This is a genomic window from Paenibacillus sp. RC73 (assembly GCF_044908085.1).
GTDB classification, from domain to species: Bacteria; Bacillota; Bacilli; order Paenibacillales; family Paenibacillaceae; genus Paenibacillus; species Paenibacillus terrae_A.
This window is the reverse complement of sequence record NZ_JBIYCV010000008.1, coordinates 236,493-255,858: the sequence shown is the minus strand read 5'-3', so window position 1 is coordinate 255,858 and position 19,366 is coordinate 236,493. Positions and strand designations below refer to the sequence as shown.

Here is a 19,366-nt window from a genome sequence, read left to right as displayed (position 1 = left end):
GAGTTGGCCGAAGGAGCACGATTGGAAATCGTGTAGGCGCCAAAAGCGTCTCGAGGGTTCGAATCCCTCTCTCTCCGCCAGATATTATTTATTGTTAAGGCCCGTTGGTCAAGCGGTTAAGACACCTCCCTTTCACGGAGGTAACAGGGGTTCGATTCCCCTACGGGTCATAATATGGAGGCTTAGCTCAGCTGGGAGAGCATCTGCCTTACAAGCAGAGGGTCGGGGGTTCGAGCCCCTCAGCCTCCACCATTTTCACTATATAGAATTCCCTAATATTATCGCGGGGTGGAGCAGTTCGGTAGCTCGTCGGGCTCATAACCCGAAGGTCACAGGTTCAAATCCTGTCCCCGCAATTAATTTCCCTAAGGAAATCCTTTTGGAACTGTGGTGTAGAGGCCTAACATGCCTGCCTGTCACGCAGGAGATCGCGGGTTCGAATCCCGTCAGTTCCGCCATTTTTACAAAGTTATATTACTCTGTTGGGAGCCATTAGCTCAGTTGGTAGAGCACCTGACTTTTAATCAGGGTGTCGAAGGTTCGAGCCCTTCATGGCTCATCATTCATGAATTTATATGTCATGGATATCATTGTATTGCGGACGTGGCTCAGCGGTAGAGCATCGCCTTGCCAAGGCGAGGGTCGCGGGTTCGATTCCCGTCGTCCGCTCCATATTTGCGCCCTTAGCTCAGCTGGATAGAGCGTTTGACTACGAATCAAAAGGCCGGGAGTTCGAATCTCTCAGGGCGCGCCATTTAACTTCATAAGCCGGTGTGGCGGAATTGGCAGACGCGCGCGACTCAAAATCGTGAGGGAAACCGTGGAGGTTCGAGTCCTCTCACCGGCATGTATTTCGGGATGTAGCTCAGCTTGGTAGAGCACCTGGTTTGGGACCAGGGGGTCGCATGTTCAAATCGTGTCATCCCGATTCAAAAGGAAAGTCGCTTGAAGAAGCGGCTTTTTTTGTTATATTTTTTGTCTTTTTTTGTATAAATCAGTAATCGTCAGGTCACACTAACACAAAAAGTGGGACGGAAGGGATTACTGTGAAGCGATTAAGCTGGAAAAAACAAATTAAACGACGCTGGAAGCACTGGAGAAGAACGGTGTGGGCCTGTACTATTTTTGGATCGGCTTGTTTGCTGGCAGGTTTAGGTATCCTGTTTTCACGTTATATGCAGACTATGCTGTCACAGTCCCTTGCTACTACCGTTATGGCGGACGTTGATACGGAGGAGCCTTCACACACGAGTCAGGCTGAAGTGCATTCCTCGCAGGTGCAGGTATTGCAAAGTATCCGTGCTTCTGGCATCAGCAGAAAGACTCATTTGTTAACTACCTATGTGTGTGGCACAGAGACACTTTCCTTGGGAACGTTAAGTTCGCAGCAGTTAGAGAGTTTGCTGAAGCAGCATCCCGATTGGAAGGGACGGTTCAATTCCAGGGGCGAGGTGTGGCTGGAGCGTAAAGTGGAGGATTTGTCGGAGTTATGTAAACAGCACGCCTACATGGGTATTAGTATGGATGGACAGCTTACTTTGTTTGAAGGACCGCCTAAAAAAGAAAAAGTAATTCGGACTTTCTTTCAGCTGGATGTGGGATCAATGGAAACGGCTCTGCCCGAGGGAGTGTATGAGCAGCTCCAGCAGGGAATCCGTGTGCAGGATATGAACGAATACAACAGCGTGATCTCCACTTTTGGTGATTTTGCGGTGGAACGAACACAGCGGGTATTGAAGCAGCAATATTGATTACATGCAAGTGGGAGGCGTGTGGCTTTGCCCGGGGGGTGAGGCGTACAACGTCTCTTTTTTTGTGCTGAACTTAAAGTTAAACTTTTTACTCTATTAGATGCAAAGTTTTGTTATAATGAAATGAACGACACATATGTTCGCTTTGTTTACTATTTGGCAATGATTATGGCTTTGATATTGATCGTTGATGGCTAGTTAACTCCGTATTTTGGCGATAGGGGAGAGATTTTTTTGCGTTTTCTAGGAATTGATCCGGGTATTGCAATTGTGGGCTTTGGATTTGTGGACAAGATTGGCAGTAAGGTGGTTCCTGTTCAATATGGCTGCATCCAGACGGAGGCCCATACACCGGAAGAAGAGCGGTTGCTTCATGTGTATGAAGGCATGCTGCAATTGATTGATAAATATAAGCCTGATGCGGTAGCGCTGGAGAAGCTTTTTTTTAATCGTAACGTAACAACCGCAATGTCTGTGAGTCAGGCGCGTGGTGTGCTGGTGCTGGCTGCGAAACAGCGTGGTCTGCCTATAGGGGAATATACGCCTATGCAGGTGAAACAGGCTATTGTAGGTTATGGAAAGGCTGAGAAGAAGCAGGTACAGGAAATGGTTAGAATGTTTCTGAAGCTTCAAGTTGTGCCCAAACCGGATGATGTGGCGGATGCTTTGGCAGTGGCTATTTGTCATGCGCATTCATATGGACTAAATTCAAAGTTAAATGAGGTATTGCGAAAATGATAGATTTCTTGCGTGGTTCTGTGGCTCACTTGGAAAATGAATATGTCGTTTTGGATGTGCAGGGTGTCGGGTACCGGGTATTTTGTCCGAATCCTTATGCCTTTGCCAAAACGGAAGGGCCGATTGTCATCTATATTCATCATCATGTAAGGGACGATGCCACTTTACTGTTCGGGTTTGCGACTCGTGAGGAACAGCAGTTGTTCCGTAAGCTGATTGATGTATCCGGCATTGGGCCGCGTGTGGCGCTAGGCATCTTGGGAGGCGGTACACCTACTCATGTGGTAACGGCAATCTATCAGGAGAACATCGCATTTCTCACCAAACTGCCTGGTATCGGTAAAAAGACAGCACAGCGCATGATTCTGGATTTGAAGGATAAGCTGGATGGCATCGGTTCAATCGGCATTGCTACGGGATTGTTTGCGGAGCCTGTCGTGGAAGAGGGCGAGGGTTCCTATTGGAGCGAGGCACGAGAAGCGCTCAAGGCGTTGGGCTACACAGATGCAGAGCTTGATAAGGTATGGAGCAAAATGAAGAAAGATGCGAAACCTGATGAATCTGCCGATATTTTAATGAAACGGGCTTTGCAACTGTTGTTTGCCGGATAGGACGATGATGTCCGTTAAAGAAGTCTGATGAAAAGGAGGAGCGATGGAATATGGATGACCGGATTATTTCCGCCAATTTGATGATGGAAGACCAGACGGCGGAGCTAAGCCTTCGCCCCCGTTATCTGAATGAATATATCGGGCAAAATCAGGTAAAAGAAAATTTGAAAATATATATTGAAGCGGCCAAAATGCGTAAAGAGGCGCTGGATCATGTGCTGCTGTACGGCCCGCCTGGATTGGGCAAAACGACGCTCGCCAATATTATCGCCAATGAGCTTGGTGTTAATTTACGCACGACCTCAGGCCCGGCAATTGAAAGACCTGGGGACCTGGCGGCGTTGCTGACTAATCTTCAAGAGGGCGATGTTTTGTTCATTGACGAGATACATCGCCTGCACCGTACGGTGGAAGAAGTCATGTATCCGGCAATGGAGGATTTTGCTCTGGACATTATGATTGGTAAAGGCCCGAGTGCGCGTTCGGTTCGTCTGGATTTGCCGCCCTTTACGCTTATAGGGGCTACTACGCGCGCTGGGCTGCTTTCTGCGCCGTTGCGTGACCGATTTGGTGTCATTAGTCGGTTGGAGTTCTATACGACAGACGAGCTGGCCTACATCGTATCAAGGAACGCAGATATTATGGAGACTGAGATTGTCGGGGATGCGGCCGAGGAAATTGCATTGCGTTCACGGGGGACACCACGGATTGCGAATCGGCTGTTAAAAAGGGTACGTGATTTTGCCCAAGTTGCAGGAGACGGTATTATTCATTCGGAGCTGGCCGCAGAGGCGTTGAAGAGATTGCAAATTGATCCGCGCGGACTGGATGAAATTGACCATAAAATGCTTAAGGCGATGATTCATTCATTCCGTGGCGGACCTGTGGGATTGGATACAATTGCAGCGACCATTGGCGAAGAAAGTCAGACGATCGAGGATGTGTATGAGCCATATTTGTTGCAAATCGGCCTTCTGCAAAGAACGCCGCGGGGACGGATGGTGACTCCGGCGGCCTATGCTCACCTCGGAATTCCCATGCCAATGGATTCACGGTGAGCAGGGAGTGTGTACTTTTATCACATGAGAACAGGCAGTATCGCCTCATACACAGAAAAATGTAGCTGAAATTAGTTCTTAACGTGATTACAGGGCTATGTACTCGTATGATATTGTGAGACGAATGGTATGGAAAAAGAGAGTGCGTGAATTATGATTTGAGCGGGTTCAAGTTTAGCCGTATTTCGCCGATGTATTAAAAGGGACAGGTATGAGTCAAGTTCCCGCCAAATCATGCAGTATGCGTGCTATGACAGCCAGAAATGGGGGAGCCAGAAATGAGTGAAAAGGCGTTGAATCAAAACACAATTTTCGGCACATGGGCGGGTCGGGCCAAACGGGCAATAGCGGCTATAGTATTAGCTGTAGTTTGCCTGCCTTGGTATCCGACTGTTCACGCCGCTGCCACCCAAGAGGATATTCGTGTAGTGATCTTTGCGGATCTGGGCAGCAAATATAAAGCGACTACACCCGCTGTTACCTTGAAATCATCAGGGGGTTTGAGTGTCGGACAAAACAGTGGGGGCAGCTTTCAGGCCTGGACGAGACTTCCGGACAGCACAGCACGCTTTAGTGTAGACAGCTATCGGGTGAAGGTACTTGAAGGTAATGAAGCGGCTGCGATAAAAGCGGCTCAAGTGTTGCAGAAGACCAATGATAAACCGACGGTTTTTATTGGCTCGAAAAACGGTAGCTCCGTCTATCAGGTGTATGCGGGAATATATGCGAGTGAGCAGGCGGCGCAGGCCGCTGTACAGCGCATTTCTACTGCAGCTGGAGCACAGGCCGAAGTTACGGGGAACAAGCATTGGTCTACAGGGAACTATGGCAGTGAGCAAGAGGCCAATCTCGTCCGAACGACGATTGCTGCCGCAGGTTTTGATGCTTTTACCGTAGTTCAATCGAGAGGTCAATATGCTGTATGGATCGGTGAAGAGAGTAATGACAGCAAGTTGTCCGCTTTGAAAACAGAACTGGAAAGCAAGCAACCGCGACTCACCCTCTCTAAAGTCAACGCTACTCAAACTGGACTGATTGTGAGACAGGAAGCAGGAGTAACGACAGGCTCTCAGGTGATGACTCATTACGTGCTGAGTGGTTCTGATAATAGCAAGGTTATTGTCAACGGAGGCAACGATGGAATTCAAGTGGTTGAGAGATCACAGCGTACATATCGTGGAGACATGGAGATTGGCATGACGTCAGGACAGCTAGCGCTAGTAAACGAAGTGCCGTTGGAGCAGTATTTGTATTCCGTGGTAGGAGCTGAAGTCTATTCCTCATGGCCGGGTGAAGCGCTCAAGGCACAAGCGGTAGCGGCTCGCAGCTATGCGCTTGCCCAAGGCAATCGTTTTCAGATCGGGAACGTGGTGGATGGAACGTTAAGCCAGGCTTATAACGGCAAAGGCTCGGAGCATGCAAATGTTAGCGAGGCTGTAGATGCAACCGCTGGTGAAGTGATTAAAAGTGGTGGCAAGGTGGTTGAAGCTGTATTTTCGTCCAATGCGGGCGGCGTTACAGCGGATGCTTCCGAGGTGTGGAACAGTGGCGGCGAAGCGTTTGCCAGCGTAGATAGCTCTGGAGATACTTCGGCGCAAAAAGGAGCACAGGAGTGGTATCACGTGCTTCTCTCGAGCGGAAAGACAGGCTATATCCGAGAAGATAACGTTAAGGAGCTGGAGGGAGTCACAGAGGCGGGGCTAGACAAGGTCACCGTGACTGCTGAAAATACCAATGTGCGTCCCATTCCTCAAATTCAATCAAACGTGACAGCAGTAGCCAAGGTACAACCGGGTGAAGAAATGATTGTATTGGAAAAGGTACCTCAATCTGGAGACTACGCATGGGTGCGGGGACCCTTTACGGCTGCTCAGCTTGTAAAATCCTTGCAAGGGAAAGTAACGGGCACAGTACCGTCCTCTATTGACCATCTCGATGTCACCAAACGCGGTCCGTCTGGACGAGTGCTGGAGGTTGAAGCGAACGGATCGCCTTTAAAGGTGAAGTATCCTGATATGTATCGTTCAGCGATGGGCGGATTGCCGAGCACGCTGTTTGATATTGCGAGTACCGGCAGTTATACTGTATTAGGCGCTGATGGGGCTACTACTCATGTAAATGGTGCACAGGGAACTACAATCCTGTCGGCATCAGGGAGCAGCACTTCCGGTGGTAACGGGGTGATCGTCATGAATGAAGATCGTCATGCGCGAGTCATCGACAAAACGCAGAGCTTTATTTTTACAGGCAAAGGGAATGGTCACGGTTTGGGCTTGTCACAATGGGGAGCCAACGGTTTGGCTGATCAGGGGTATGATTACAAGAAAATTTTGCAACACTATTACAAAAATGTGGATATAGTTAAGGACTGACCAATATATGAACGTAAACGATTACGATTTTGAATTACCTGAAACATTAATTGCACAGACGCCTTTGCTTGATCGAAGTGCTTCCAGACTGCTGACGTTGAACAAGGGTAGCGGTGAAGTGGATCATCATACATTTTCAGATATTGTGCAGTATCTTCAACCGGGCGATACGCTGGTGCTAAATGATACGCGAGTGATTCCTGCACGCTTGTTTGGTATCAAGGAAGACACGGGAGCTAAGGCCGAGGTGTTACTGCTCAAGCAACTGGAGGGTGACCGATGGGAAGCATTGGTAAAACCCGGCAAGAAGCTTAAAAAGGGCGCGGTCATCGTTTTCGGTGATGAGCTGAAGGCGGTCATTGAGGAAGAAGGCGATATGGGCGGAAGAGTGCTTTCATTCTCATATGAAGGTATTTTTCAGGAGATATTGGATCGTCTTGGGCAAATGCCGCTTCCACCGTATATCAAGGAGCAACTGGATGACCGTGAGCGTTATCAGACGGTTTATGCCCGGCATGAAGGCTCAGCTGCGGCTCCAACCGCAGGATTGCATTTTACAGAGGAATTGCTGGACCGAATTAGAGAAAAGGGTGTTTCCATTGCTTTTGTCACCCTTCACGTCGGTTTAGGAACGTTCAGACCCATGTCTGTGGATACGATTGAGGAGCATGTGATGCATGAAGAATATTACTCATTGTCACAGGAAACGGCAGATGTGCTGAATGAAACCAAAGCGCGTGGCGGAAGAGTCGTGGCGGTGGGGACAACCAGTTGTCGGACGCTGGAGACGGTGGGCAATACATTCGGTGACGGACTATTACAGGCCAGCAGCGGCTGGACGCAGATTTTCATTTATCCAGGTTATGAATTCCGTGTGGTAGATGCGATGATTACGAATTTTCATTTGCCTAAATCCACATTGGTTATGCTGGTCAGCGCACTGGCGGGCAGGGAGAATATTATGCATGCTTACCAGGAGGCGATTGACCAGGAATATCGGTTTTTCAGCTTTGGGGACGCAATGTTCATTTATTAATTAAGGATGGTAGAGAAAATATGGCACCAGCAATAAGATACGAACATATTAAAACCTGCAAGCAATCGGGAGCCCGTCTCGGGCGTGTGCATACACCTCACGGGGTTATTGAGACACCAACCTTTATGCCTGTAGGGACACAAGCTACAGTTAAAACGATGAGTCCTGAGGAACTGAAAGAGATGGATGCTCAAATTATTTTGAGTAATACGTACCATCTGTTTCTTCGTCCTGGTCACGATATTATTCGTGAAGCGGGTGGGCTGCACAAGTTTATGAACTGGGATCGTCCTATTTTAACGGACAGCGGCGGGTTTCAAGTGTTTTCATTGAGTGAAATGCGTAAAATTACGGAGGAGGGCGTTCATTTTCGCTCTCATTTGAATGGAGATAAGAAGTTTCTTTCGCCAGAAGTGGCAATGGAAATTCAAAACTCGCTCGGCTCGGATATTATGATGGCCTTTGATGAATGTCCTCCTTTTCCGGCTGAATATGAGTATGTGAAAAAGTCGTTGGAACGCACCAGCCGTTGGGCTGAGCGCTGTCTGGAGGCGCATGCGCGTCCTCATGATCAAGGGTTGTTTGCTATTGTTCAGGGAGGGATGCATGAAGATCTGCGCAAGCAGAGCGCGGCGGATTTGACTTCCATGGATTTCCCGGGGTATGCTATTGGTGGACTGAGCGTAGGTGAACCGAAGCATTTGATGTATGAAGTGCTGGATTATACGCTTCCTCTGCTTCCCACTAACAAGCCACGCTATTTGATGGGCGTAGGTTCTCCGGATGCCTTAATTGAAGGCGCTATCCGTGGTGTGGATATGTTTGATTGCGTACTTCCAACACGAATTGCTCGCAACGGGACAACGATGACCAGCCAAGGCCGTCTTGTCGTTCGCAATGCCCAATATGCAAGAGATTTCGGCCCGCTTGATCCGGCTTGTGATTGCTATACCTGTCGTAATTATTCACGTGCTTACTTACGACACTTGATTAAAGCGGATGAAACCTTCGGGCTCCGACTGACAACGTATCATAATTTGCATTTCTTAATTCAATTGATGCGCAATGTCAGACAAGCGATTATGGATGACAGACTGCTTGATTTCCGCGATGAATTTTTTGAGCAGTACGGTCTTCATGATAATGATAAAGGTTTTTAAGTTTTAGGGGAGAGTATACGAAAGGGGGATTTAATATGTTTCAATTTGCTACAGCTGCAGCTGCACCCGGTGGAGCTGGGGGGCTTTTTCAAATGATTTGGCCACTGGCTCTGATGTTTGTAATCTTCTATTTCTTGCTGATTCGTCCGAATCAGAAAAAACAGAAGCAGCGTCAAACGATGCTTCAAGCCTTGAAAAAGGGTGATAAAGTGATTACAATCGGAGGTCTTCACGGTACAATTATGGAGATTACGGATGATGTGGTCGTTTTGCGTGTGAATGATGTTACGAAGCTAACCTTTGATCGCAGCGCGATCAGCAATGCGATTGCAAAAGATGCTGCTTCCGAGGAAGTTGTTTCCAAATCATAGAATATTAGCATAACCATGCAAAAACCGAGCCTTTGAGAAGGGCTCGGTTTTTTGTGTTGTTTCGCCACATACATTTTGATTATCTGCTCAGGTTAATCCCAAACATCCCGCCCCCGGCTCCAATGATAAAGGCAATTCCCAGATGCAAAAGATCCTTGGCGTTCATGCCTGCATCCAGTGCCAGAAAACCGACCAGCAGCACGATTAGCCCATACAGGATGCTTGTAATACCGCCTTGATACCAGCCTTTGTTCGTAGATCTTTTACCGGCGACGAAGCCGCCGGATACCATGGCGAATGCATGAACGATGTACGTATACAACGATAAATCCTGTTCCTGCATCTGTGTCAGCCACAAGAGTAGCGAAAGGATAAATGCGCCCAGCAGCATCCATGCAAAAGCATAAAACAAGCCGGATAAAATGGGATGGGCCAGACGAAACGAACACCAGCGGCGAATGAGCTCCATTGATAATTCCTCCTGTACCAAGGTTTGAACTATTATAATTCTATGGCCAAGCCTCCCGGCTTAGTACCAAGTCGTAAGCAGTCTTTGTCTTTATTTGAATAATTTAACCTTTTGTTTTTTGTATGGTTGATATGAGAAACGGTCAGAATACGTGTACAATGAACGGCGAATGTCTTGTCGCAAGTACAGGAGAGGAGGCGACATGTTGGGTCACGATATTTTTGCACATATATTTCGAACGTTGCTCATGTATTTTATTGTATTTCTGGTTATGCGCTTAATGGGTAAACGGGAGATCGGAAAATTATCTGTTTTTGACCTCGTGATATCCATTATGATTGCGGAAATCGCTGTATTCAGTTTGGAAGATATAAAACGTCCGTTGTATGAAGGATTGATTCCTTTGGGCGTGCTTCTGATTTTGCAGATCGGCATTTCGTATTTCAGTCTTAAAAGTCGGCGTCTGCGGCTGCTGTTCGATGGTAAGCCCAGTGTATTGTTCTCCAATGGACAAATAAACAGGGAAGAAATGCTGAAGCAACGCTACAATTTAGATGATCTGCTGTTACAACTTCGGGAACAAAATATCGAAGGCTTGGACGATGTAGAATACGTTATTTTGGAAACGACAGGCAAGCTCACGGTCATAAGTAAAGATGATGACGTTGGAGATAGTGAATCTGAAAAGCAGAAACCAAATTTAGAACAAACGAATTTGATAAACAACGATCAACAAGAGAATAAAGTCCATCCTTCGCCTCAAATCGGCGGGAAGTTTAGATATGAAGGCCTTCCCATTCCGTTGATTATGGATGGCAAAGTGCTGGATCGAAATTTGGAGCGTATGGATATGAACCGTTTTTGGCTTAAAAATCAGATTCAAGCTCAAGGACATAAAGATTTTAAGGATGTTTTCTTGTGCTCGGTTAACCATAAAGGCGATGTATATATTACGCCGCCTGCCTTTGGGGAATCCTCGGATTAAGCCTGCTATGCCTTAAACCATCTTCTCAGGATGGGGATACGATTGAGATTGTCCCAGTCAATCATTTTGATCAGAGTCATTAGAAAAAGGTACAGAATAATGCCTAAGCCTGCGGCGAAAAGAAATTGCAGCCACATTTGACTGAAAACCGTTAGATGTCTGTAAGCATATAAGACGGCAGCCGCCATGATAATCATGCCGACTCCGGTTTTCCAGAAATCAAGCAGCCGCACTCTAAACCGAAGTAGTCTGCTTACACTGAAGCCATGCAAAAGAGTGACTATGGAACTGTTGATACAAATGGCAATAACAGCTCCATAAATACCGTATTGAGGCTGGGAAGCAAGCCAGACGATAAGCACGATTTTGATAACGGCTCCGACAAAGGTATTGAATAAGGCGCTTCCGGGACGATCCAGAGCCTGAAGTGTTGCCTGAAGCGGGGCCTGAATGTACATGAAAAGAGCAAAAGGAGCCATGAGCTTAAGCATGCCCGCAATGTCGCCATTGTTGTAGAGGAGCAGGCACAGAGGCTCAGCCAATACGTACATAATGACAGCAAATGGGGCTCCTGCAACTAAAGCAAGCCGAAGGGATTGATGCAATCGCTTATGAATGGCTGTCATTTGTCCCTTGGCAGCAGCTTCGGATAAAGAAGGTACAAGGGAAACAGCCAGTGAACTGGTGAGGACACCGGGTAGTAATAACACAGGAATGACCATACCCTGCATGGCCCCGTATTGGGCGGTTGCCACTCCGGTGGCAATACCTGCTACGGCCAGGCTGCGCATACATAGAATAGATTCGAGCAAATAGGACAACGATCCCACAAGTCTTCCGGCTGTTACGGGAACCGATATAGACAGAAGTCGTGACAACACAGACGGTTGTTCGGAATGAGCACCTGAAGATGGAGAAACTTCCGGTTGTAGGGGGATATGACCTTTTTGCTGGTTCCACTTGTATTGCCATAGAAGAACAATCATGCCAATGAGTTCACCCGCCAGCGCACCGAGCATCGCCCCCGCAGCAGCATAGGCTACGCCATGCGGAAGGAGCAGATAAGCAAACCAGATGACGCAAAAAATGCGCATGACAGTCTCGGCAATGGAGGAGCTTGCGGACGGAATCATATTTTGTTTTCCCTGAAAATAGCCTCTGTAGGCAGAGGAAACAGCAACAATAACAATCATCGGACTCATGCTGACAAATGTATAATAAACACGGCTGTCTGTCAGCAGGTGGCTTGTAATCCAGGGGGCAAAGAGAAGACAGAGCACCATGGCAAGCAGGCTGAGTGTAACGGTGAAACGCAGGCTTGTGTGCAAAATACGCCGTGACATTTCGGGCTGACCTGCCGTTTCAGATTCGGCTACAAGCTTGGCTACGGCAAGCGGTATCCCCCCGGTAATAAGGGTTACCAGCACGATAAAAAAGGGATACCCCTGTTGGTACAAGCCGACTCCTTCGGGACCGATAATACGCGGGAGCGCGATTCGCGGAATAAAACCCAGCAGCCGATTGATAATTCCAGCCGCTAATAAAATAATTGCTCCATGGATGAATGTCTGCTTTTTCAATCGCAACTCCCTCTTCCCCAAAAATGAATTCCGCGTCTATGTGTTACTTTAAAAGATATGCCAGACCTGTCCATGTTCATGACAAGCTTTTCCGAATGAAAGCAGAGGGATCAGAACAACCAGAGGGGGAGTGGTGAATTCTGCTATTGACGATCGAAATGAATGCATATATTGTTGATTTACGGCTATTTTCGACGAAAAAGAAGGGTTTTCCAGGATCAGGGCAGAAATGTTCTATAAAGCAGTCAATAACCCGCTAATTTCTGATCTGCGGAACCGGAGTCGCTGGGAGGAGGAACGGCCATCGTGGGTATGGAAGAGCTGGATGAGCAGGATTGGGATGACGCAATTGAGATGCTGTGTCAAAGCAAGGCGGACGAGTTGATTCTCGTAGGCTATGAGCATGTCACAAGCAAGGACGTCTGGAATTGTGTCAGCCATAAATATGAAAAGGAGGGTATTCCTCCGCTGCACAAGCTCGTTAACGATATACTTTCCCTTAAAGCGACGAGCTTTATGAACTATTTGACAATGTCCGCATTACGGGGCTCCACTTTCGAATAGAAGGGGGTCTTTTTTTGCGTTCAAATTGACTGCTTTTTGAGGGGTAGCTATAATAGGAATATTGAGAATGAAAGGGGAACATGGGACGGAATGAAGAGAATTCTAAGTTTCATCGTGGTCGTGCTCATAACCACTGGTGTTATGGTCGGGACAAGCCCGGGCCTGCTGAACAGTTTAAAACTAGGCCTCGATTTAAAGGGAGGCTTTGAAATTTTATATGAAGCCCAGCCTTTGGAAGCCGGGCAGAGTGTAACCAGACAGTCTCTCATACAAACAGCTCAAAGTCTGGAGAGACGGATTAATGCGCTCGGTACGACTGAGCCGGAAGTAACAACGGAGGGCACCAACCGTATTCGTGTGCGGCTTGCTGGTGTCTCCAATGAGGCAGAAGTCCGCTCCATGCTGAAAAAGCCTGCCGAGCTGACGTTCCGCAGTGCAACGGCAGCGGATGCTAAAAAGCCGGGCCAATTCAGCAAAGTTGAGCTTCGCGGTAATGATTTTGTGGAGAACGGCGCTGTTGTCGGCTTTGACCAGCTGAACCAACCTGAAATTAGTATCAAAGTGAAAGACAAAGCCAAGTTTGCTGAAATTACAAAGCGACTTCTGAACAAAGAGTTGGCTATTTTCCTGGATCAGGAATTACTCTCCGCCCCTACGGTACGTGGAGAACTGACGGATGGCAGCGCATCGATCACAGGTAACTATACTCGTGATGAAGCGAACAAGCTGGCCGATACGATTAACCTGGGTGCGCTTCCGCTCAAACTGACGGAAAAATATTCTCAGAGTGTAGGCGCTACACTGGGCCAATTGTCACTGGACCAGACGATCCGTGCCGGTTTGATTGGTTCGATCATTATTTTGGTATTCATGATTTTGATGTTCCGTGTACCGGGACTGGTTGCCAGCTTCTGTCTCATCGTTCATACCTGGCTGGTGCTTGCCATCTTCTACTTAGGCGGGTTTGTACTCACGCTTCCGGGTATCGCAGCGTTCGTGCTGGGGATCGGGATGGCGGTCGATGCCAATATCATTACGTATGAGCGGATTAAAGAAGAAATCAAGACAGGTAAAACGATTCGTTCTTCTGTCATCGCAGGTAGTAAAGCCTCGTTCCGTACCGTTATGGATGCCAATATTACAACCATTATAGCGGCTGCTGTTATGTTTGGTCTGGGAACAGGCTCGGTTAGAGGTTTCGCTCTGGTGCTCATCGTTGATATTGTCACCAGTATTTTGACGAATATCTTCTTCTCTCGTTTCTTGCTCAATCTGCTGGTTAAAGCGGATGCTGTGAAGAAGCCCAAGTATTTTGGTGTGAAGGAGAGTGATATCAGTGCGCTTTAATTGGGACTTTAAATATATCAAGATGAGCAAGTGGTTTTACACGTTTTCGATTATTATCACGCTGCTTGGTATTTTGAGCTTGTCGATTTTCGGTATGAATTACGGTGTTGATTTCCGTTCCGGTTCCAATGTGGATGTCAATTTGACCAAAGCAGTTACACAGGAACAGATTCAAACTTTGCTGGACAAGAAAGGTATTGGCAAAGAGGTGGATTATACGCCGGGTAAAGAGCGCTTTGGTATTCGCTTTTCGCAGGTATTGACGGATCAGCAAGTGAATGATTTTAAAACATCTTTCAATAAAGAGCTTGATCCAAAGGCATCCTTTGAGGTTAATACGGTGGATACGGAAATGGCGCAAGAGCTGGAGCGAAATGCAATATGGGCAATTTTGCTGGCCTGTGTAGCCATCGCTGTCTATATCTCGATCCGGTTTGAATGGCGGTTTGCCATTGCAGCAATTGTTTCGCTGTTGCATGATGCATTTCTCGTTATCAGTATTTTCTCCATCTTCCGACTTGAGGTGGATTTGACCTTTATTACGGCAATTCTGACGATTGTTGGCTTCTCCATCAATGACACCGTCGTTATTTTTGACCGTATTCGGGAGAATTTACGATTTGCGAAGAAGAAGTCCAGGGACGACTTGGAACAGGTGGTCGATCACAGTATTGCACAGACGATGACTCGTTCACTTGCAACGGTGTTTACTGTGTTTATTGCCTCCTTGTGCTTGTTCATTTTTGGCGGCGAGTCGATTCGGATGTTCTCGCTTGCGATGGTTATTGGTTTGTTGTTCGGTGCTTATTCTTCCATCTTCATTGCCAGCCCGTTGTGGGTAGCTTTGAAAGGAAAACAAAAGTCTCCGGCAGCAGGCGGTGGTGCTGCCAAGACTGCAAAGTCTTAAATTATGCTTAACATCAGCAGTATGAATTAAAGAGAAAGCCGCGTCTGTATGGGCGCGGTTTTCTAAGGTTTGGAGAATTTGAAATGGAGCATTACCGGGAAATTGTCAGTTCAGGATTGAGGGGGAGACGTTGTGAATAGCGAACGCAGCCGATCATTGGAAACTGCGGCGTGGAGCGGGATTGTGGGCAATCTTGCACTGGCTGTTCTAAAGGGAACCGTCGGTTATGCGGCAAACAGCAAAGCGTTGATGGGTGATGCGCTGCACACGGCTGCGGATAGTGCTTCCCGTTTGCAGGAGCTTTTGTTTTCCAAAGGTGCAGCAGAGAATGGTATACTGGCACGGTTGCGAAACGGTGAAAAAGTCCGGACTGTCATATCGGTAGTACTGGCTATATTGGTTCTAATGAGTGGTCTTCAATTGGGCATATCGGCTGTTCGTACTTTAAGCAGTCCAGATCCGCAGGCTCCAGGTCTGTATGCACTAATTACCGCTTTCATTGCTTTGGTACTGAGAGAGTCGCTGTTTCAGTTTCAATACCGCTACTCCATTAAACATGGTCATAAGGCTGAAGCAGATTTGTACGCTAATCATGAACGGTATTCGCTTTATGCGTCGCTGATTGCTTTGATCGGCATGATTGGGGCAATGACAGGCGAAGCGATGGAGTGGCCTGCATTATTATATCTTGACCCGACCGCTGCGTTGCTGGTAGCCTGTCTGGTGTTGCGTAAAGGATATCTGATGGTACTGAATACCGCCTATTCGGCTCCTGCACAACCTCTGCGTGAGGAAGACTCACAACGCTTTATGGAGACGATACAGCGGGTACATGGTATCGTAACAGTTGAGCATCTGCATGCACAGGAAGCAGGTCATTTTATAACTGTGGATGTAATCATTAGCGTGAATCCCCGGATTACCGTGCAAGAAGCGCAGGAAATTGCTGATCGGGCAAAAAATCTGCTACTGGCGCGTTTTCCGCAGGTGACCCATGTACAGATGCAGTTCGTTTCTTATCAAGCCGGGTATCCTTACAAGTCTAATCATGAACTACCGGATAATGATGTGTCGTCCTTGCTGCAATAATAACAGGGCGACTATGAAAGAAAGGTGAATAGGATTGCTTCATTCGCAGTACCGATGGAAGACCCCGGAGGTTAGCCTGGAAGCGGCTCAGCCGTTGACGGAAGAGCTGGGGATTTCACCATTGTTGTCCCGGCTTTTAGTGAATCGGGGTGTCACTACGGCCGGGGAAGCAAACCGTTTTTTGTACGGGAGTGCAGACGACATACACGACCCTTTTCTGCTCCTGGGCATGAAAGAGGCAGTGCCGAGGATCCGTCAGGCGCTAGAACGTGGCGAACACATATTAATTTATGGTGATTATGATGCGGACGGGGTATCCAGTACGTCATTGATGATTCAGCTTATGCGCTTCCTGAAAGCTTCGTATGATATTTATATTCCGCACCGCTCCAATGAGGGATATGGACTGCACAATCATGCCCTTGATTGGGCTAACCAGCAGGGGGTTACGCTCGTCATTACAGTGGATACGGGAATTAGTGCAGTAGAGCAAATCGCTTATGCGGCAACCTTGGGTATAGATGTTATTGTTACAGACCATCACGAGCCTCCTGCTGTGCTTCCTGAAGCGTATGCTCTGATCAATCCTAAGCTACCTGGCTGTCCCTATCCATTCAAGGGTCTTGCTGGTGTAGGTGTCGCTCTAAAGCTGGCGCAGGCGCTGCTGGGTGAAGTACCCGAGGAATGGTTTGAAATTGCTGCTATCGGTACGGTAGCTGATCTGATGCCGTTACATGGTGAGAACCGGACGATGGTACGCAGAGGGATTCAGTCTATGAGAAGCTCTGCGTTTCCGGGTATTCGGGCGTTGCTTGGTGTAGCGGGTGTGGATATGTCTACAGTGACCTCTGTCAACATTGCATTTGCCTTGGCTCCCCGGATTAATGCCAGCGGACGTCTGGATCATGCAGGACGGGCGGTCTCCCTTTTGACGACAGAGCAGGAGGAAGAAGCTGATCAGCTCGCGCATGCGCTGGATCTGCTCAATCGGGAGCGTCAGCAAGTAGTTGAACGTATTGTGGAGCAAGCCGAGCAGCAGCTGGCAGCCAAGCTGAATGGAGGCACGCTGCCGTCTGTCATCGTATTGGCTGGTGAAGGCTGGAACGTGGGTGTCGTGGGGATTGTGGCATCCAAGTTGCTGGATCGCTATTATCGTCCAACCATTATTCTGGGCATAGATGCAGAGACAGGAATGTGCAAAGGGTCTGCCCGTTCTATTCCGGCCCTGGATATTTATAGTGCTCTGACAGACAGTCATGACCTGATGGAGCACTTTGGCGGTCATCCTTCGGCTGCGGGTATGACGCTGTCTCGCGACAATCTGGCATTATTTGAGGAACGGTTAAATCGCTATGCCGCTTCCATTTTGACGCCAGACAATCTCGTTCCTGTAGCCGAGGCAGATATGGTCTGTCGTCTGGACGAGGTATCTTTACAGGTGGTTGAAGAACTGGAGTTACTCCAGCCCTTTGGTATGGGGAACCCTTCTCCACGTTTCGTGTTACAGGGTCTTCAATTGCGTGAGGCCCGTAAAATGGGGCGTGAGAAAAATCATGTAAAGCTGTTGCTGGAGCAGAACGGATTATCGCTGGATGCGATTGCCTTCCGGCGTGGTGATCTGGCTGATTTTTTGCAGCAGCAAACCGAGCTTGATCTGATGGGCGAGCTTTCTATTAACGAGTGGAACGGCAAACGCTCCCTCCAGCTGATGATGCAGGATATCCGTGTACAGGCTCCGCAAATTTTTGATTATCGGGGAGTATCGGACCCTTTTGCTGAGCTGGAGCGGGGGCTTAAGATTTTTCATCCTCGTATAGAAGAACGAAAAAATGACGTTGCTGTTGTGATGCATCCATCGTCCAGGCTTCGTCCGTCTCGTCCAGTGAACGCCGAATCCATATGGGTATATGATAAGGAGGGCGGCGTTACTCCCGGTGATGATCGAAGGGATACGCAGCACTCTGTAAAGTCACTGTTCGTGTTGGAGCCACCGGATACGCCAGAGCAGTTGCAGGCATTGTGGTCTACGTTTGAAGATGTGGAGAATGTGTTTCTTCTTCATTCGGTCAGTGAACGAGGCGGTCGGCTCGTCAGCCCGGACAGAGAGCTGTTCAAGCGTATTTACGTTGTGCTTTCCCGAGTAGGGACGCAGCCTGTGGACGAAAAAGCAATGCTGCCTGCCCTTAGCCGCCAATGCTCCTGTTCAGTACGAATGCTATCAAAAGTGCTGGACATTTTCGAGGAGCTTGAGTTTATAACGCGTACAAAAGGGCGATTCTGTTTTGTTTCCAATCCACCCAAGCGAGATTTAACGGCTTCTCCACGTTATCAGGAATTGCATGATATGGCTGAAATGGAGCGTTATTTGCTGGATGCGGATACAACCCAGATGACAAGCTGGATTATGTCGCTTATGAAGGGCGCGTCTTGAGGCGTACCCTCAAAGTCAATGATGTAGGATGGACATACTAATTAGAAGTTTACAGTAGGAGGAACTAAGTTGGACTACAAAGAATATATTCGGGTGATTCCCGATTTTCCACAACCAGGGATTAGTTTTAAGGATATTACGACCCTGATGAAAAATGGAGAACTGTACCGCAAGGCAATCAATGATATGAAGGAACTGGTATCGGATTTGAAAATTGATCTGATTGCAGGTCCTGAAGCACGTGGATTCGTTGTAGGTGCGCCTCTGGCTTATGCGCTTGGTGTTGGTTTTATTCCCATCCGTAAAAGTGGCAAGCTGCCTGGTGATACTATCGAGGAAGCATACGGCTTGGAATACGGCAAGGACATGCTGGCTATGCATAAGGATGCAATTGAGCCGGGACAAAATGTTTTGATTGCGGATGATCTGCTTGCTACAGGCGGAACCATCGCTACATCAGTGAATTTGGTACGTCAGCTTGGTGGAAATGTGGTAGGGACTGCTTTTCTTATAGAGCTGTCTGATCTGAATGGACGGGCGAAATTGCCTGACGTAGATGTATTTACGCTGATTACGTACTAAGCGCTCTAAAGCCTGGGGGTTTCCCGGGAAATATTTGAGCATGAATAACAAAAATAGCTCGATGGAACCTCTCTTTTCTAAAAGAGTTGCTCCATCGGGCTATTTTTGTATAGGTATGTGTTTTTGGTTAGAAATGTAATTAACATAAACTTTCAATTCATTTACGAAAATCGTTATAAAAAAATTGAACGAATTGTCGATAAACAATAAAAAGGGGCAGGGGTGGTCATATTGCGTACATTTCAATTTAAAAGCTTACAAGCACGAACATTCTCTACCTTGGTTCCCCTTGTGCTTCTGACTTTGATTTTAATC

Annotated in this window: 17 protein-coding genes and 9 tRNA genes; 24 read left to right on the top strand and 2 right to left on the bottom strand. The window is 47.7% G+C overall.

The annotated features are described in order from the left end of the window. Positions 1 to 98 precede the first annotated feature (98 nt). From ABH897_RS20205 to yajC, 17 genes are all read left to right on the top strand, one after another. Positions 99 to 170 (top strand) — tRNA-Glu (locus ABH897_RS20205). A 6-nt stretch (positions 171 to 176) separates the two neighbouring features. Continuing rightward, a tRNA-Val gene (locus ABH897_RS20200) sits at positions 177 to 252 on the top strand. A gap of 30 nt (positions 253 to 282) precedes the next feature. Further along, positions 283 to 356: transfer RNA gene (locus ABH897_RS20195), tRNA-Met, on the top strand. Between the two features lie 25 nt (positions 357 to 381). Next, positions 382 to 458 (top strand) — tRNA-Asp (locus ABH897_RS20190). A gap of 28 nt (positions 459 to 486) precedes the next feature. Continuing rightward, positions 487 to 559: transfer RNA gene (locus ABH897_RS20185), tRNA-Lys, on the top strand. Positions 560 to 597: 38 nt separating this feature from the next. Continuing rightward, positions 598 to 672 (top strand) — tRNA-Gly (locus ABH897_RS20180). A 5-nt stretch (positions 673 to 677) separates the two neighbouring features. After that, a tRNA-Arg gene (locus ABH897_RS20175) sits at positions 678 to 754 on the top strand. A 13-nt stretch (positions 755 to 767) separates the two neighbouring features. Beyond that, positions 768 to 847 (top strand) — tRNA-Leu (locus ABH897_RS20170). Positions 848 to 854: 7 nt separating this feature from the next. Further along, a tRNA-Pro gene (locus tag ABH897_RS20165) sits at positions 855 to 928 on the top strand. Positions 929 to 1,046: 118 nt separating this feature from the next. After that, positions 1,047 to 1,751, top strand: a complete 705-nt coding sequence (locus ABH897_RS20160; RefSeq protein ID WP_283652986.1) for a BofC C-terminal domain-containing protein — start codon at positions 1,047 to 1,049, stop codon at positions 1,749 to 1,751. 234 nt (positions 1,752 to 1,985) lie between these two features. Then, positions 1,986 to 2,489 carry a crossover junction endodeoxyribonuclease RuvC gene (gene ruvC, locus ABH897_RS20155; protein ID WP_014282985.1) on the top strand — a complete coding sequence of 168 codons (504 nt, stop codon included), beginning with the start codon at positions 1,986 to 1,988 and terminating at the stop codon, positions 2,487 to 2,489. Next, the gene (gene ruvA / locus ABH897_RS20150; protein WP_283652985.1) at positions 2,486 to 3,100 is read left to right on the top strand and encodes a Holliday junction branch migration protein RuvA; all 615 of its coding nucleotides are present in this window, start codon (positions 2,486 to 2,488) and stop codon (positions 3,098 to 3,100) included. The genes ruvC and ruvA overlap by 4 nt, the downstream gene beginning before the upstream one ends. Positions 3,101 to 3,150: 50 nt before the next feature. Beyond that, positions 3,151 to 4,158 carry a Holliday junction branch migration DNA helicase RuvB gene (gene ruvB / locus ABH897_RS20145; RefSeq protein ID WP_404592610.1) on the top strand — a complete coding sequence of 336 codons (1,008 nt, stop codon included), beginning with the start codon at positions 3,151 to 3,153 and terminating at the stop codon, positions 4,156 to 4,158. Between the two features lie 278 nt (positions 4,159 to 4,436). Continuing rightward, on the top strand, positions 4,437 to 6,530 hold the full coding sequence (locus ABH897_RS20140; RefSeq protein WP_283652983.1) for a SpoIID/LytB domain-containing protein: 2,094 nt from the start codon (positions 4,437 to 4,439) through the stop codon (positions 6,528 to 6,530). Positions 6,531 to 6,537: 7 nt separating this feature from the next. Next, positions 6,538 to 7,566 (top strand): tRNA preQ1(34) S-adenosylmethionine ribosyltransferase-isomerase QueA, encoded by a 1,029-nt coding sequence (gene queA / locus ABH897_RS20135; RefSeq protein WP_283652982.1) that lies wholly within the window; start codon positions 6,538 to 6,540, stop codon positions 7,564 to 7,566. 20 nt (positions 7,567 to 7,586) lie between these two features. Next, complete coding sequence (tgt, locus tag ABH897_RS20130; RefSeq protein WP_014282980.1) at positions 7,587 to 8,726, top strand: tRNA guanosine(34) transglycosylase Tgt; 1,140 nt, start codon at positions 7,587 to 7,589, stop codon at positions 8,724 to 8,726. 35 nt (positions 8,727 to 8,761) lie between these two features. Next, the gene (gene yajC / locus ABH897_RS20125; protein ID WP_137064049.1) at positions 8,762 to 9,097 is read left to right on the top strand and encodes a preprotein translocase subunit YajC; all 336 of its coding nucleotides are present in this window, start codon (positions 8,762 to 8,764) and stop codon (positions 9,095 to 9,097) included. Between the two features lie 79 nt (positions 9,098 to 9,176). Here yajC and ABH897_RS20120 read toward each other — a convergent pair whose 3' ends face one another. Continuing rightward, positions 9,177 to 9,566, bottom strand: coding sequence for a TIGR04086 family membrane protein (locus tag ABH897_RS20120; protein WP_283652981.1), 390 nt, complete (start codon positions 9,564 to 9,566; stop codon positions 9,177 to 9,179). Positions 9,567 to 9,771: 205 nt separating this feature from the next. Here ABH897_RS20120 and ABH897_RS20115 point away from each other — a divergent pair, with 205 nt between their 5' ends. Then, positions 9,772 to 10,551, top strand: coding sequence for a YetF domain-containing protein (locus ABH897_RS20115; protein WP_283656314.1), 780 nt, complete (start codon positions 9,772 to 9,774; stop codon positions 10,549 to 10,551). 5 nt (positions 10,552 to 10,556) lie between these two features. On the opposite strand, the gene spoVB is transcribed toward ABH897_RS20115, so the two are convergent. After that, the gene (gene spoVB / locus ABH897_RS20110; RefSeq protein WP_404581322.1) at positions 10,557 to 12,131 is read right to left on the bottom strand and encodes a stage V sporulation protein B; all 1,575 of its coding nucleotides are present in this window, start codon (positions 12,129 to 12,131) and stop codon (positions 10,557 to 10,559) included. Between the two features lie 306 nt (positions 12,132 to 12,437). Here spoVB and ABH897_RS20105 point away from each other — a divergent pair, with 306 nt between their 5' ends. From ABH897_RS20105 to ABH897_RS20080, 6 genes are all read left to right on the top strand, one after another. Further along, a complete protein-coding gene (locus ABH897_RS20105; protein ID WP_013311570.1) occupies positions 12,438 to 12,695 on the top strand; it encodes a post-transcriptional regulator in 258 nt (85 codons plus the stop codon). A 90-nt stretch (positions 12,696 to 12,785) separates the two neighbouring features. Further along, positions 12,786 to 14,042, top strand: coding sequence for a protein translocase subunit SecD (secD, locus tag ABH897_RS20100; protein ID WP_283652979.1), 1,257 nt, complete (start codon positions 12,786 to 12,788; stop codon positions 14,040 to 14,042). After that, on the top strand, positions 14,032 to 14,949 hold the full coding sequence (secF, locus tag ABH897_RS20095) for a protein translocase subunit SecF (RefSeq protein ID WP_404521017.1): 918 nt from the start codon (positions 14,032 to 14,034) through the stop codon (positions 14,947 to 14,949). The genes secD and secF overlap by 11 nt, the downstream gene beginning before the upstream one ends. A 132-nt stretch (positions 14,950 to 15,081) precedes the next feature. Continuing rightward, positions 15,082 to 16,038: a cation diffusion facilitator family transporter gene (locus tag ABH897_RS20090; RefSeq protein WP_404521016.1), complete on the top strand. Its 957-nt coding sequence runs from the start codon at positions 15,082 to 15,084 to the stop codon at positions 16,036 to 16,038. Positions 16,039 to 16,072: 34 nt separating this feature from the next. Continuing rightward, positions 16,073 to 18,469: a single-stranded-DNA-specific exonuclease RecJ gene (gene recJ, locus ABH897_RS20085; RefSeq protein ID WP_283652976.1), complete on the top strand. Its 2,397-nt coding sequence runs from the start codon at positions 16,073 to 16,075 to the stop codon at positions 18,467 to 18,469. A gap of 69 nt (positions 18,470 to 18,538) precedes the next feature. Next, complete coding sequence (locus ABH897_RS20080; protein ID WP_283652975.1) at positions 18,539 to 19,051, top strand: adenine phosphoribosyltransferase; 513 nt, start codon at positions 18,539 to 18,541, stop codon at positions 19,049 to 19,051. Positions 19,052 to 19,366: the final 315 nt, after the last annotated feature.

Bases quoted from the DNA above. Each gene is read 5' to 3' on its own strand.
- ruvA (WP_283652985.1), top strand. From the start codon at position 2,486: ATGATAGATTTCTTGCGTGGTTCTGTGGCTCACTTGGAAAATGAATAT.
- ruvB (WP_404592610.1), top strand. From the start codon at position 3,151: ATGGATGACCGGATTATTTCCGCCAATTTGATGATGGAAGACCAGACG.
- ABH897_RS20140 (WP_283652983.1), top strand. From the start codon at position 4,437: ATGAGTGAAAAGGCGTTGAATCAAAACACAATTTTCGGCACATGGGCG.
- queA (WP_283652982.1), top strand. From the start codon at position 6,538: ATGAACGTAAACGATTACGATTTTGAATTACCTGAAACATTAATTGCA.
- tgt (WP_014282980.1), top strand. From the start codon at position 7,587: ATGGCACCAGCAATAAGATACGAACATATTAAAACCTGCAAGCAATCG.
- yajC (WP_137064049.1), top strand. From the start codon at position 8,762: ATGTTTCAATTTGCTACAGCTGCAGCTGCACCCGGTGGAGCTGGGGGG.
- ABH897_RS20120 (WP_283652981.1), bottom strand. From the start codon at position 9,566: ATGGAGCTCATTCGCCGCTGGTGTTCGTTTCGTCTGGCCCATCCCATT.
- secD (WP_283652979.1), top strand. From the start codon at position 12,786: ATGAAGAGAATTCTAAGTTTCATCGTGGTCGTGCTCATAACCACTGGT.